At 66.3% G+C, this 13,574-nt stretch carries 14 protein-coding genes and 1 pseudogene; 12 read left to right on the top strand and 3 right to left on the bottom strand.

Annotated elements, in window-relative coordinates; genetic code table 11:
• Positions 1-14: 14 nt before the first annotated feature.
• Both ACFYPG_RS06560 and ACFYPG_RS06555 read right to left on the bottom strand, forming a co-directional pair.
• A complete protein-coding gene (locus ACFYPG_RS06560; protein ID WP_387350907.1) occupies positions 15-302 on the bottom strand; it encodes a recombinase family protein in 288 nt (95 codons plus the stop codon).
• Positions 232-810: a hypothetical protein gene (locus tag ACFYPG_RS06555; protein ID WP_387350717.1), complete on the bottom strand. Its 579-nt coding sequence runs from the start codon at positions 808-810 to the stop codon at positions 232-234. The genes ACFYPG_RS06560 and ACFYPG_RS06555 overlap by 71 nt, the downstream gene beginning before the upstream one ends.
• 935 nt (positions 811-1,745) lie before the next feature.
• Here ACFYPG_RS06555 and ACFYPG_RS06550 point away from each other — a divergent pair.
• The 3 genes from ACFYPG_RS06550 (at position 1,746) to ACFYPG_RS06540 (ending at position 4,953) form a co-directional block, all read left to right on the top strand.
• Positions 1,746-2,660 carry a DUF4041 domain-containing protein gene (locus ACFYPG_RS06550; RefSeq protein ID WP_387350715.1) on the top strand — a complete coding sequence of 305 codons (915 nt, stop codon included), beginning with the start codon at positions 1,746-1,748 and terminating at the stop codon, positions 2,658-2,660.
• Positions 2,661-2,895: 235 nt separating this feature from the next.
• Positions 2,896-3,789 (top strand): CU044_5270 family protein, encoded by an 894-nt coding sequence (locus ACFYPG_RS06545; RefSeq protein ID WP_387350713.1) that lies wholly within the window; start codon positions 2,896-2,898, stop codon positions 3,787-3,789.
• Between the two features lie 534 nt (positions 3,790-4,323).
• Positions 4,324-4,953 (top strand): hypothetical protein, encoded by a 630-nt coding sequence (locus tag ACFYPG_RS06540; protein WP_387350711.1) that lies wholly within the window; start codon positions 4,324-4,326, stop codon positions 4,951-4,953.
• A 492-nt stretch (positions 4,954-5,445) separates the two neighbouring features.
• Here the strand turns inward: ACFYPG_RS06540 and ACFYPG_RS06535 are convergent, their stop codons facing one another.
• Entirely contained in the window at positions 5,446-6,039 is a 594-nt protein-coding gene (locus tag ACFYPG_RS06535; RefSeq protein ID WP_387350709.1) for a DUF4240 domain-containing protein, read from the bottom strand.
• 269 nt (positions 6,040-6,308) lie between these two features.
• Between ACFYPG_RS06535 and ACFYPG_RS06530 the strand changes: the two genes are divergently transcribed.
• The 9 genes and pseudogenes from ACFYPG_RS06530 to ACFYPG_RS06490 all read left to right on the top strand — a co-directional run bounded on the left by ACFYPG_RS06530 (position 6,309) and on the right by ACFYPG_RS06490 (position 13,078).
• Positions 6,309-6,941: a DUF7002 family protein gene (locus tag ACFYPG_RS06530; RefSeq protein WP_387350707.1), complete on the top strand. Its 633-nt coding sequence runs from the start codon at positions 6,309-6,311 to the stop codon at positions 6,939-6,941.
• Between the two features lie 169 nt (positions 6,942-7,110).
• Positions 7,111-7,383, top strand: coding sequence for a hypothetical protein (locus ACFYPG_RS06525; protein ID WP_387350705.1), 273 nt, complete (start codon positions 7,111-7,113; stop codon positions 7,381-7,383).
• 144 nt (positions 7,384-7,527) lie between these two features.
• A complete protein-coding gene (locus tag ACFYPG_RS06520; RefSeq protein WP_387350703.1) occupies positions 7,528-8,187 on the top strand; it encodes a hypothetical protein in 660 nt (219 codons plus the stop codon).
• Positions 8,188-8,249: 62 nt separating this feature from the next.
• A pseudogene (locus ACFYPG_RS06515) lies at positions 8,250-8,354 on the top strand (IS5/IS1182 family transposase); the annotation flags it as partial.
• A 71-nt stretch (positions 8,355-8,425) separates the two neighbouring features.
• Positions 8,426-8,932, top strand: coding sequence for an NUDIX hydrolase (locus ACFYPG_RS06510; RefSeq protein WP_387350701.1), 507 nt, complete (start codon positions 8,426-8,428; stop codon positions 8,930-8,932).
• A 150-nt stretch (positions 8,933-9,082) separates the two neighbouring features.
• Positions 9,083-10,624: a phenylacetate--CoA ligase family protein gene (locus ACFYPG_RS06505; protein WP_387350700.1), complete on the top strand. Its 1,542-nt coding sequence runs from the start codon at positions 9,083-9,085 to the stop codon at positions 10,622-10,624.
• A complete protein-coding gene (locus ACFYPG_RS06500; protein WP_357194291.1) occupies positions 10,621-11,067 on the top strand; it encodes a DUF4188 domain-containing protein in 447 nt (148 codons plus the stop codon). Before ACFYPG_RS06505 ends, ACFYPG_RS06500 begins: the two co-directional genes overlap by 4 nt.
• A gap of 11 nt (positions 11,068-11,078) precedes the next feature.
• A complete protein-coding gene (locus tag ACFYPG_RS06495) occupies positions 11,079-12,176 on the top strand; it encodes a hypothetical protein (protein WP_387350698.1) in 1,098 nt (365 codons plus the stop codon).
• Positions 12,173-13,078 carry a hypothetical protein gene (locus ACFYPG_RS06490; protein ID WP_387350696.1) on the top strand — a complete coding sequence of 302 codons (906 nt, stop codon included), beginning with the start codon at positions 12,173-12,175 and terminating at the stop codon, positions 13,076-13,078. Before ACFYPG_RS06495 ends, ACFYPG_RS06490 begins: the two co-directional genes overlap by 4 nt.
• Positions 13,079-13,574: the final 496 nt, after the last annotated feature.

The following is a 13,574-nucleotide window of genomic DNA, read 5'->3' as shown; positions in this document are numbered from 1 at the left end:
GTTCGAAGGTGGCCTCATCGATGATCGGTGGGTGGGTGATCTTTGGAGACCACCCACTTGTCCCGCGGGTTCCAGCGCATGACTCCGGTGTGACCGAGCGCGACGTCGTCGACGTCCAGGAGCACCTCGTCAGTGCGTTGTTTGTTCCAAACCTGCCGGCCCGTGTAGCGGGGGTTGGTGAGGATGACGCGGACGGCGCTCTTTGACCAGGCGATGCCGCTGCGGTGGGGGTTACGTGCCCGGTCGTGTGCGGAGGGGCAGGGCACGTGGTTGCTGGTGAGTGCTTCGGCGATGGCGTACAGGCCGCTGCCGGTGAGGAACTCGTGGAAGATCTGGCGGACGATCGGGGCGGTCCGCGGGTCGGGGGGTGAGGCCGCGTAGGTGTTTGCCGTCGGCTGCCTTCGCCGGGTTGGGGTGGGGGCCGAGATCCTGCAGGGTGTAGCCGTCTGGAGGGCGCCCGCCGAGGTAGCGGCCTTCGAGCAGGGTCTGAGCGGCCATGGCGGTACGGACGCGCAGCTTGATGCGGTTGCGTTCGCCTTTGCTCATGCCGCCGAAGACGGACATGACCAGTTCGTGGGCCTCGTTCTCGGGGTCGATCGGGCCGCCGATCTCCGGTACCCACAGTTCGACGCCGTAGCGAGCGAACAGCGGCACGGTGAGACCGAACTGGTTGCCGTAGAACGCGCGGTGGGGTTCTCCGACGACGACGGCGGAGAATCCGCGTCTGGGGTCGCGGAGCGCGGCGAGAAGTCCAACTGTTGTCCGGGCCGTCGCCGCTCGGCCCGGGCAGTGATACCGGTCCGAGGACATGTTCCGAGGTCTTCATGGCAGAGTGGCCCGCCCAATGACCGAAAGAGTCGATTCCTTGACAGCGAATGGAGGTCAACGCCAAGCGAGGGCCTTCTGCGAGACAGGGCGTCGTCGATTACGGGAAGTCGCTACTCCCTGTAGATAGTTCGAACCAGGCACTGACAGTGTGTGGTGAAAGTCAGCGGCAGGTGCACCGCATCCCCCCCCCGAGTCGGATATCTGACCTCGAGTGGTCGGTCGGGCACTGAGCGGCTCTTGTCGGCGGGACGCTGTTGGCCGAGTGATCGATGTGTGGGCCGTAGTGGCTCGGGCTAGCGTCGTCGGTCTAGTGCAAGTTTGTGGGGGATGAGCTGTGGGATATCGCTTCAACGCTCCGCCGAATTGGCCGACCCCGCCGCAGGGTTGGGCACCAGGTCCTGGGTGGAAGCCGGAGCCGGCATAGGGACCTCCGCCGCCGGGGTGGCAGCTGTGGATCGCCGATGCACCGATCGCCGCGCCCGTAGTGCAGCCAGTGCCTGCTGTTCCGGTGGTGCCCTCTCCCACGCCGCAGACCGTGCCGCCGCAACGCGCCGACGATCCTGAGATTCCGCTGTTCGGGGCGCGGACTAAGGCACGCGAGCTGGCTGCGGAGGTGACACATCTCAGAGCGGAGCTGGAGCGGGTCCGGCTAGAGATGAACCGCCTCGGAGTACTGCCCGCGGTAGAGCTCGAGCAGTACAGGGAACGGCTGACGCGAGAAATCACTGAACAGACCGCCACCGCCCAAGCGCAGAAGGCTGACCTGGAGCGCCAGCTGCGGGACCTTAGTCAGCAGGTCGTGGTTACCGGAGACGGCGCTGCTGCAGGAGGCTGGCGTCTACGACTACCGGCACCCCCTGTCAGACGCGGTCGCATACCAGAGCGCGCTGGCTGGGCTGCAGGCCAAGATTAAGAGCATGGCTAAGCGGGAAGGCGGTGCGGTCCTCGCCGCGACTGGCTGGACGGTGAACGGTTCGGCTGCCGAAGGGCGGGTGATGGTCCGGGACTTCTCCAAGCTGCTGCTGCGGGCCTACAACGCCGAAGCCGACAACCTGGTACGGGGCCTGAAGCCCTACAAGCTTGACTCGGCCATCGAGCGCCTGGGCAAGGTCGCCGCGACGATCGCCAAGCTAGGCAAGACGATGCACATCCGCATCTCGGAGGACTACCACCGGCTGCGAGTCCGGGAGTTAGAGATCACGGCTGACCACCAGGCAAAACTCGCCGAGGAGAAGGAACACGAGCGCGAAGAGAAAGCGCGGCTGCGCGAGGAGCGACGGGTTCAACAGGAAATCGACCGCGAGCGTGCCCGTCTCGACAAGGAACGTCAGCACTACGCCAACGCCCTCGCCGCCCTGCAAGCGAAGGGCGACGTCGACGGCGCCGCCCAAATGCAGGAGCGGCTGTCGCAGATCGACACCGGCATCGAAGACGTGGACTACCGAGCCGCCAACGTCCGCGCTGGCTACGTGTACGTCATCTCAAACCTGGGAGCCTTCGGCGAGAAGGTAGTCAAGATCGGCATGACCCGCCGCCTCGACCCATTGGACCGAGTCCGGGAACTCAGCGACGCCTCCGTCCCCTTCAACTTCGACGTCCACGCACTCTTCTTCTCCGAGGACGCCGTCGGCATCGAAGCCAAAATGCACACCCGCCTAGCCGACCGAAGGGTCAACCTCATCAACCAGCGACGAGAGTTCTTCTACGCCACCCCACAGGAGGCCAAGGAGTACCTGCTGGAGCTGACGGGCAGCCTGCTGCAGTACGACGAAATCCCCGAGGCACTCGAGTACCGGCAGAGTCTGACCCAAGCTAAGGAACGGACCCCCTAAGGACTGGCGGCCGGTCCGCCACGAAAAGCTCAGCCGGCTTTGTTCTGCTTGGGTCGCTGAGCAGCAACGAGGTCGCGCTCCGGGGTGGTTGACCTCCAGTAGACGTCGAAGTGGTCGGGCCTTGCTGCTCCCGGGTTGGCCGGCGTCTCGGGTCGCCTAACGCTGGGCCTGTGGGTGTGCTGTAAACCGATGTGAAGCATTGCGGCTGAGCTTGCTGGAGTCCGCCAGGCGCCCAGTGCCGCGACGTCGGCTCGTGCTGGCCGCGGTCGGTGCGGTGGTCGTGGCGGCGGCCGGTGGTGGGGTAGCGGTTGAGTTGTACCGCCAGCCGGCGCCGGCCTATGCGGCGACTCCGGTGATGCTCACCTACGGGCCGCCGGTGACCGTGGAACCGGCTAGTACCCGGCTTCGGCGGCTGGCCGCCGTGGCGGCGCAGCAGCCGATGTCGCCGCGGCCCGCCGGGACGGTGGAGCACCTGGAGTCGACGAACTGGTTCCTGAATTCCTCCGTCTCCGGGGGCAGGACCGTTTCCGCTGTGGTGCCGCAGCAGTGGCGGTCCTGGCGGACCGACGACGACGCGGGCCGCTTGGTCAAAAAGGATCTGCCGCCGGTCTTCCGTTCGGACGCTGACCGTAGACAGTGGAAGAAGTGGGGTGGTCGGGCCGGGTCGTCGGAGGAGGTGCACGACTACGCCGCCGGGGAGTTCTACAGCGGCTTCCGCGGTGCGGTCCCGACGGACGCCGCCGCACTGCGTGGCTGGCTGAGGGCAGACATGTCTGCGCCTCAGGCGCCGGTGCAGTACCTGGAGGACGCCGCTCAACTCGCCGGGGTACGGCTGCTGAACCCGGCCCAGCGCGCAGCGGTGCTCACACTCCTTGCCGACCTCCCAGGCATCACGGTCACCGGCACCGTCACCGACCGCGCCGGACGCACCGGGGAAGCCTTCTCCATCACCACCAATGCTCACGGCCTGCCCGCCCAATACACCGTGATCGTCGATGCACGCTCCGGCTTGCTGTTGGGATACGAGGAAGTGCTGACCACCTCGGCGGGGAGGCTGAACGTGACGATCCCCGCGGTGATCACGTATCGGTCGTACCTAATAGCCGACTACACCGCCCCACCACGCTGACACCACCCCGGACCAGCAGGCGACGCCGGCACTTTACGACGCTCACCCAAGGCAATGGCCCTGACGGTTGGGTCGGTCACGCGGCGAGGCCCATCGGCTCGCGGGCGTCCGCAGTGTGCCGGCGTCTTTCAGGCGGCGCAGGACCGGCGCCTTGCCCTCAGTCCTGTTCCGCGAGGGTGGCTCTCCCGCAAACCCAACGTGTGGCAGAGCTCTAGCTTGCTGTGGGAATCCTGTCGGAACGAATTCTGATCACAACGATCGAGGACTGCCCGAGTCACGCCTCACGAGGTCGATTCCCGTCAGCAGTGAAATCGAAGCCGGATGTCACACAAACACAACAGGGCTGTGTGGCACCCACGCTCCTGTTAGGTCCGGATGAGAGAAGTGACTAAGCCCCTGACCTGCAAACATTGAGACTTCGAGGGTAGCTCGGACAATCCGTACACCTCCCCCGCATTCGGCCAGGTCGCGACGCTGGTAAGCATCGGCACCGCGAACCCTCTACGCCGAGACCGATCGGAACTCCGCGCCGCGATGGCCGCCGTCGAGGCGGCGAGCTCGGCCGGAGCCACCGCCAGCCGACTGCTCAGCTACATTCATGATCAATTTGCAGGCGTCGCGGACACTTTATTCATGGTGGACCTGTGGCAGGTGGTGCTTTCAGTGGCCGGCGGGGTATTGGCCGCGTTGATCAGCGTGGCGGTGGGCGCTATTCTGAGTGGACAGATCCAGCGAAGGCATTGGGCTCGCACGGCGCAGCTCGACTACTTCGCCCAGCTGCTTTCCGCCTACTCCTACATTTACAATGAATTCTACAAATGGTCTAGGACGGGCACGCGGCCCGAAACCGAATGGTCGGGATGGAACAATGCACTGGCCAACCTTAGCCTCGCGGCGGATCCGGTCATCGTCCAGGCAGCATTGGTGATCGACGGATTATTCTGGGAAACGACTGACAAATTCAAGACTGGTTCGGTTGACCGTAAAAGCTGGCCACAACACCGTGATCGCCTGGAGCAGGCGCACGTTGCATTCATCAATTGCTGCCGAGGCAATTTAGGTGTTGCTCGCGGGCTAATATCTACAACGATCGCGCGGGAAGTTAGGTCGGAGATTGAGGGAGTTAGACAAAGCGTTGGTGGCGATCCCCAAGGTCCGAGTTGATGATCGTTTGGCCCCCGGCCTCTCCTTGGCCCGGGGCCGGGTGCTCGTCTCCTACGGCAGGCGCGATCTTGTTGGTTCCCGTTGATCTTCTTCGGTCGCGCCGCCCGAACGAGCTCTTCGTGGATACCGAAGGCGTCAGCGCTTACCCAGGCAGAGGCGGTAGAGCGGCGTCCACACCGAGCGGCTTGTGCGCACGCTGCGTTACCAATTCGCAGTGTGCCCGGGAGTCCGGCAATGCGTGATGGGCGCGCCTCACCCCAGTGCCGGCAGCGCGCTTAGACAGACTCCTCCTTGATGACCCGCGGATTGCCGGCGACTGGTCGAGGGCCGGGAGGTCCCGCCGGCACTGGGCACGCACCAGGTTGTCGGCCGCCATGAAGCCGCCCGCAACCACGTTCCGTGACGGTGTAGCTGGTTGCGGCCGTCGGACCACCCGTGTGATCAGTGCCCGATGGATCATTGCCGCGTCTGAGGGCGGCTCCGCCGCCGAGATCAATGCTCGCCAGGGACGAGGAACAGCTCGGCCAGCCGGGGTAGCCGCCTCCGCATCTCGTCATCGTTGTCGAAGTCGAAGTCCTCACCCATGTCGGGCTCGCGGGCCTCGTCGATGCCGTTGGCAGTGTGCTGGCGGGCCTTCATCGCTTCGTAGAAGGCGTCGTCGTCACCACCTGTGATCTGCTCGTAGGCCTCGCTGGCTACGTAGTTCACCGACTCGGCGAACAGCGCGCCGTCGTCGTCCTCGGCCGCCGCTTGTCGTACCGCGGGATGGTCAGCCAGTCCGTCGGGCGAGGCCAGGACGCGCTCGTACCACTCGCGCCCCAGCGCGATGACTCCCGCCCGGAAATCTATGAAGCTGTCGTCCGAGCATCCACCGCCGATCAGGTACGCAGCCGCCCACACGTCCCACCGGTGGAGCGCGTCATGGAGCTCATCGAACAGTTCCTGGAACTCGAGGATGCCCTCCGATGATGTGGCGGCCAAACGCCTCACCAGTGCCGCGGCAACAGCCTCACCGTCGTCGCCGGTCCGCCCGTCGAGACCCGTCCCGGCCGACTTCACGACCGCCCAAAACTCATCAACGTCCACGGCGCGAGAGTCTCCCACGACCAACTGACACAACTCATTCCTTGCAACCCAGGTACCAGTCGCGAGCAGCCGCTCAAGCCTTCCTGACCCTGAGCATGCGTCGATGGCGCGAGCCGGTCCTTACGAGAATCGGCTGTCTCGGCAGGCGTAGGGGTAGCGGCGCAGACCGCCAGCGCTGCAGACCTCTCATCTTTCAAAGGGGGTGATGGGAGGATGACGCCCGGATCGCTGATGGCCCGTACTGGTGGACGTTCGGCATGATGGCCGGCATGGACGTCGAGGAACTGATCGCGCGCCATCCGCAGGTCTTCCACGCAATGTCGGCGACCGCTTGGCCATCGGTGCAACAGCATGGCCTGCTGTCCACGCAGCAACTGATCGATTTGTACGGCCTCGACGGTGATGAGCGTGAGCGACTCTTGAGCGCACCACGCAAGCAGTCCACAGTTCTGCGCGCGCCCGGCCTGCCGCCGGCCGTGATCCGCGATCAGAAGCCGATGAAATTCATCGCCGAGAAGATCGATCCTGACTCCTCGCTGGCCGAGTACCTCGCCGCCATCAACTCTCGGGTCTTCTTCTGGGCCAGCGCCGAGCGACTGGACCGGCTGCGTCAAGCCAAGGAGTACCGCACCGAGAACCAAGTCGTCCTGCACGTCGACACCCGCGCCCTCGTCGAGCGACACGGCCCACGAATCGAACTCTGCCGGCTCAACTCTGGCGCGGTGACGCAGAAGAACCACCCCATGCGAGGACACCGATCCTGGGTGCCGATCGCCGACTACCCCTACGAGGAGTACCGCCGCCGGTTCGGCCGCGATGGCGCCCTAGTCGAGGTCACCGTTTCGGGGGCCGTCCCTGACATCCTCGACCTGACCAACAAGATCGAAGGCACCCCCGACTGAGTTCTGCCCGACAAGGCGCGTCGGTCGTGAGCGTGCTCGATCGATCGACCGATGCGGCTGCGGGAGCCAGCGCTGGCGCCAACCAGAGCACTGGGCCAGAGCTCACGATCGGTCGGCGGCCTGCCCTGCGCGACCGCGCCGTGTGAGCGACCGACCCATCCGCGTCCTCTTGGACGCCTCCGTCATCATCGCCTTCTGCCCCGCCACAACAATCGACGTCGGCGAGGTCATTGGTGAGGTGCACGACGCCACCGCGATCGTGGCGCCCGAAGCCGCCGAATGGCGTGCCTTGGCCGCCACGTACGACACGGTCGGCCGCCTCGACGCCGCCTCAGCGGTGCTGGCCGCCTACGATCTCGACATCATGATCGTTGCCGGCCAGCTGGCGCTTGACGCCGGGCTTGCCGGCGGCGGACCGCTCATCGAGCTGCCGCCGGCGTAACACGCGCGACCACAACCTCGCCGGTCCGCCCGAGCGTCGTGCCACGCGTGAACCTGAAATGCCAAGCCCGGCACCGGTCCCACGTCGGCCGGAACCACCGAGCGGGCCACGCCGGCGCGCATCATCGGGGATAGGGTGCCGTGTATGGAGTGGGACCACGAGGCGTATCGGTTGATCGATCCCGGTGAGGCCGAGCGGCGGTTCTCGTTGTCTGCACATGTTGGTTATCCCTACGCTGACCCTGCCGACCAGCAGGAGATTCGGCTGTTCGAGGGCGATTGGACTGTCGACGGGGACCTGATGTCGGCGTTTGACTTCACCCGGCCGCCGTACCACGTCATCATCGACGGCGACCTGACCCAAGTCAGCGAGCTGACCTGGGTGACCGACGACCGCTCCTCGTTCTTCCTGGTCTTTGGCAATGTGGAGGCCCGGGCGGTGACGCTCGGCGGGGTCACCGCAGGGCCGGAACTTGTCATCAGCGGGAATCTGGTGGCAGACGAGGGCGTACTCGGCGACTGCGACGACCCCGGCGGCCGGCTCGTTGTCCACGGCCGTACGCACGCCCCGATCGCGTTGGTACTCGACGCCTTCGTCATGGATTTTCGTCGGTCGCTGGACGGCGTCGCCGTCGGCGAACCCAGCGCCTTCGTCGGGTCGCATCCTGTTGCCAGCTATGCGGACGCACTGCGCCCCGGGCTTATCGTCGACGGCGAGTTCGACAGGGAAGCAATCTGGGAAGACCTCAGCGCTGGCGGCGCCGCTTCCCTTCTGTGGTCGCAGTACGATCCTCGGTCGGACTGACCGCTTCTGCGGTGGCAGGCAGGTGGATCCGGCCCAGGGTGTCGGTGAGGCCGGCCTGCCACTGGAAGATCCTTACCCAGCCGCGCTGCTGCCCACGCCGATCCACCACGATCGTGCATGCCATCCTCGCCCTGCACCACGTCGGAGCCAATCGCTACGCACCATGAAAGGGCGTCGCCGAACGCCGGTCACGCGAGGGCCGTCGCCGGCTCGGTAGGGTCCGGTTGGAGGTGCACGGATGAGTTTCCGGCTGGCGGCGTATGCCGTGTGCATTGAGGAGGGGCGTGTGCTGCTCGCCCATTATGTTTCGCCGACGGGGGACACCCACTGGACCCTTCCGGGTGGCAAGGTTGAGCAGGCGGAGGATCCGTTCGATGCTGTGGTGCGGGAGGTCGCTGAGGAGACGGGCTGCGTTTCGGTGGTCGAACGCCTGCTGGGCGTGGACTCGCGGGTGATTCCTGCCGCTGCGGCGCATCTGGGGATCGAGGATCAGAACGTCGGCATCTTTTACCAGGTCCGGATCACTGGTGGTGTCCTTCGGCCCCGAGGCGAACGGCGAGACCGCCGAGTCGGTCTGGACATCGATTTCAGATGTCGCCGGTCTGTGCCGGTCGTCGCTGGTCGATGTCGGTCTTGCGCTGGCGCGAGCCCTTCCGGCGACCGGTCACGTCTCTCCGGTTGCGGTCGGCGGCCTGATTCGGCACTGACGCGCCGTCCGGGCAACAACAGCGAGAACAGTGAGTAGTTCAGTGAGCTTGGGGATGGCCCACTGCTGGGTCCTCAAGCCGACCCGGCCTCGTCTCGAACTCGTTGCAACCCGCGGGGGTTCGAATACTCAGGAGGGCTGAGTATTCGTCATCAGGTGGCCGGCTCGACCGACCCCTAGTGTTGCCGCGTGGTGACATTCCTGCGTCGGTGGACCCTGCGGGCCGCGAGCTTCGCCCTGACCTGGCTCTACACCCTCTACCGGATCCATCCGGCGGTGTGGCGGCTCACGGCACGTCAGTACCGTCCCTGCATGGGCCGCTTCGCGCGGCTACACGCCTGGATGACCTGCCAGTTCGCCGCGATCGACGTGCCCGCGTACGGCGTCTTTCTCCACCGCCACCACTGGCGGTTCCGCTGGTTCGATCTGTCGTCCTACCCGCCCACCGACAAGCGGTCGTACGTGCAGGCGTACCCGGAGGCGCAGCGTTGTCGGCACGGGCAGATCGAGATCGCCGGGAGCGTGGTCGACGAGTCGTCGGGCTCGTCCGGCCAGCCGTTCAACTGGATCCGCAGCCGCCGGGAGCTGCGCTCGGTGCACAAGAACCTGGCCGGCTACGCGACAATGGTATTCCCGTCCGAGCGGCGCTTCGTCATCAACGCGTACTCGATGGGCGCCTGGGCCACCGGGACCAACACCGGCATCGCCATGTCGGCGATCGCGATGGTCAAGAACACGGGACCCGACCTGCGGAAGATCGTCGACACCCTGTTGTACTTCGGCCCCGGCTTCGACTACATCGTCACCGCCTACCCACCGTTTCTCAAGCACCTGCGCGACAAGCTCGACGTCGATGACTTCCCCTGGGCCGAATACCGCATCAGCGGACTGGTCGGCGGTGAGGGGATGACCGAAGCGCTGCGCGACTACCTGGAGGAGCGCTTCGTCAAGGTGCGCTCCGGCTACGGGGCCAGCGACCTCACCATCGGCATGGCCGGGGAGAGTGACTTCAGCGTCTGGGTCCGCCGACAGCTGCGTACCGACGCCGCGCTGCGGACCGCGCTGCTCGGCGCCGACGAGCACCGGCTGCCGATGGTCTTCCAGTACAACCCGCTGGAGACCTACCTGGAGACCACGGCGGACCACGAGGTGCTCTGCACGATCAACTCCACGGCGGTGCTCAATCCCCGAGTCCGCTACAACATCGGCGACGAGGGCCGGCTGATCTCGTACCCGGATGTCCTGGCCGCGATCGCCGACCCCGCGGCGCGGGCCGCCGCGGACCGTGCCTGGCAGGTCGACCGGATGCGTCTACCACTGCTGTTCCTGTACGGCCGCAAGGACAGCACGATCTCCTATATGGGCGCCAACATCTACCCGCAGGACGTCGAGTACGGCCTCTACGCGGGCAATCCCCAGGCGCACCTGCTGCAGAGCTTCTGCCTGGCGGTGACCGAGCAGGCTGACCTGGAGAGCCGGCCGGTGGTCAACCTGCAACTCCGCGAGGGCCTGGCGCTCAACCCGGTGCAGCGGCGAACCCTCACCGACACCTGCCACGCGGGGGTGTTACGCCACCTCGCCGAGGTCAGCCGGGACTTCGCCGAGTCCCTCGCCGAGGACCCGTCCGCGGCGGACCTGCGGGTGGAGGTCCACGAGTACGGCACCGGCCCGTTCGCCGACGCGGCGTCCAGAATCAAGAACGTCTACCTGGTGAAGGGTGCTCCGGCATGAGGACCACCGACTTCTCCGCCGCGCCCGCGGTGGGCCAGGCGACAGCCATGTTCGTCGGCGCCACCCGTTACCGGGGGCCGCGCTCGATCATCACGCTCACCCGGACCTGGATCCGAATGGTCCGGCAGATGAGACGGATGGACGGATACCGCTGGCACACCGTCTACTACCAGTTCCCGTTCACGCTCGGCACCATCGCCTTTTTCAGCGACCGTGACGCGCTCCTGACGTTCGCCCGCAGCCGCCATCACCGGGACCTCATGTGCTGGGTGACCGATCACGGCACGAAGAACGCGACAGGCGGCTACATCCGCCTCTACAACGCCGAGCCCGAGGGCTACAGCAACGGCATCTGGCGCGCCGAGTCCGACGTCATGGCACACATACCTACGTTCACGCCGCTCTCACGTGAGACGTCCGGGCCGCCGGTGCACCGCGCATGAGAGTGGACCCCGTGCAGTCAAGGGCCGACCTGCGCGCATTCGTCGACTTTCCGCTCCGGCTCCACCCGACCGACCGGTACGTACCCCTGGTGTCTTCGGTCATCGCGGCCCACCGGGACGCCGCCGAGCTGTTCGTGGTCCGCGACCGACGCGGCGAGGTCGTGGGACGCACCAGCATGCACCGCAGCGCGCCCCTCGACGACAAGATCGGCCCACGACAACTGTTCGGGCACACCGAGTTCGTCGACGACGACGATGTCTTCACCGCCATCATGGACGCGGTTGCAACCCGGGCCGACGGTCGACACCTGTTCGGGCCGGTGGCCCTGCTGCCCAACCAGACCGGAGGGGTCATCACCTCCGGCTTCGCCGACCGTGGCTTCGTGGACTCGGCGTGGAACCCCCCCTACTACCCCAAAATGTACGAGCGGCACGGCTTCCACCGTCGCTTCGAGGCCGACACCTGGCTGGTGGACCTCGACGATACGGCCACGGCTGCTCGGCCCACTGCCGGTGCTCCGGCCGGAACCGACCATGGGTTCACCTTCGACAATGCTCGAATGGCCGCCGAACAGCTCGTCATCCGGCACGGCTCCCGATGGCACCTGCGCAGCCAACTGCCGATCCTGCGCCGGATGCTCAACGCCAGCTTCGCGCAGTTGGACTACTACACCGACATCTCCGCCGAGCAACTGGCGGAGCAGACCGACGGCCTGGCGTTCCTACTCGACGAGGCGCTGCTGCTCTGGCTGGAGAAGGCCGGACGACCCGTCGCGTTCGTCGTCACCGTGCCGGACATCTCCGACTACCTGATGAGCGTCGGCGGTCGGCTCGGCGTACTCAATCAGCTCCGGCTTCTCGCCACCCGCGGCCGGTACCGGCGGGACGCGGTCCTCATCATCAAGGGCACCGTTCCCGATGAGCAGGGCAACGGGTACCTGACGCTGCTGTCCCGGGAGTTGCATCGCAACCTCGCCCGCAACGGCTACCGGACGCTGCGCAGCACCTTCGTCGAGCGGACGAACGTCGCTTCGGCCGCTCAGTACCGGCGCGCGGGTGGGCGGCCACTGCACGGGTACACCTTCTACGAGCGAGGAACAGCGGTGTGAGTTGGGTCGAGCAGTTGCGGGCTACCGAGGCGATCTGCCGCCGGGCACCAAGCGCACACAACACGCAGCCGTGGCGGCCGAAATACCACACCGACGAGATCGCCATCGATGTTGATCCCGCGTGCCGCCTGCCCGACTCCGACCCGACCGGGCGTGATCTGGCCCTCGGTATCGGCGCGTTCGTCGAGACATGCCTCATCGTCTCCGCCGAACTCGGCCTCACCGTCACCGTGGCGCCCGGTCCACGACTGGTCCCCGCGGCACAGAGGTACACGACTCCGTTCACGATCGCCGACATCGAGGCCCGCCGGGTCGCCCGTGGTCCATACGCACCCGGGTACGTCGACGACGCCGTCCTCGCCGATCTCGAGCCGGGTATCGCGCACGTCCCGACCCGAGCTCTCGTATCGGACCTGGCCGTCGCCGACCGGTGGATGTTCCGCACACCTGCCGTCGCCGTCGAGTTGCGGGACTGGCTGCGTCTCAGTCCGCGCCATCCGCGATATCACCTGGACGGACTCACGGACCGGGCGCTCAGCCTGTCCCGGACCGAGTCGCGTGTCCTGTCCGCCGTGCTGCGCGCGTACCCGGTCACCCGCCGACTGGGCCTGCCGGCGCTGCTGGCCGCCAGCGGCCGCGGCCTGTTGCGCTACGACGGCAGCGTCCTGGTCCTCCTCGCCGTCGACGGCGACGACCAGATCACCTCGGGCCGACGTCTGCTGCGTACGTGGCTGGCTCTCGCCCGGCACGACGTGGCGGTCCATCCGCTCAGCCAGCTCATCGACTGCCCCGCGACCGCCGGTCGGCTCGCCGAGCGGGTCGACGGCCAACCGCTCGCCGTGTTTCGCGTCGGCCGACCCCGCATCGCCCCGGTCCGGTCGGCCCGCCGCGGCGAGCGATAGATCACTACGATCGCTAGCCTCGCGCGAGCTTCAGGGTTGCGCTGAGCGTCAACGGCGGTGGGGCAACGAGTCGTGTTGTCCCTCGGACACAAATGATTTGCCCACGGTGTGCGCTGCGCCGCCTCGTGACCGGTGTGGTGGCCACGAGGTCTCCGGTTTCAGGTTCTGCTTGGTCGCTGAACCATCTACCGGAGACCTCACTGCGCATCAATCACCGACACGCCGCAACCCTAATCAAGGTCGACCGCCAGCACCCGCTATGAAACGCGGCCTAGTTCCATTCGGCCACCTCTGTGTAATCGTTCCAGATGTAGCCCTTGACGCCGGCGCAGCAGTCCGAGTGCCACCACAGGTTTCCGGCACTGTTCACGCACCGCTTGTCGACACGGAAAAGCTGCCTGAACTTCCACGTTGCTATCACCGAGGACGACCCCGAATAACTGCTGTGCACGGCGGCCTTAGCGACGATGACTCGCCTGAGGTGCGGCGTCCAGGC

Origin of the sequence: Micromonospora sp. NPDC005553 (assembly GCF_042871765.1) — a bacterium.
Classification (GTDB): domain Bacteria; phylum Actinomycetota; class Actinomycetes; order Mycobacteriales; family Micromonosporaceae; genus Micromonospora.
Note: the sequence above shows the minus strand (reverse complement) of the source record. Positions and strands in the feature narration are given on the sequence as shown.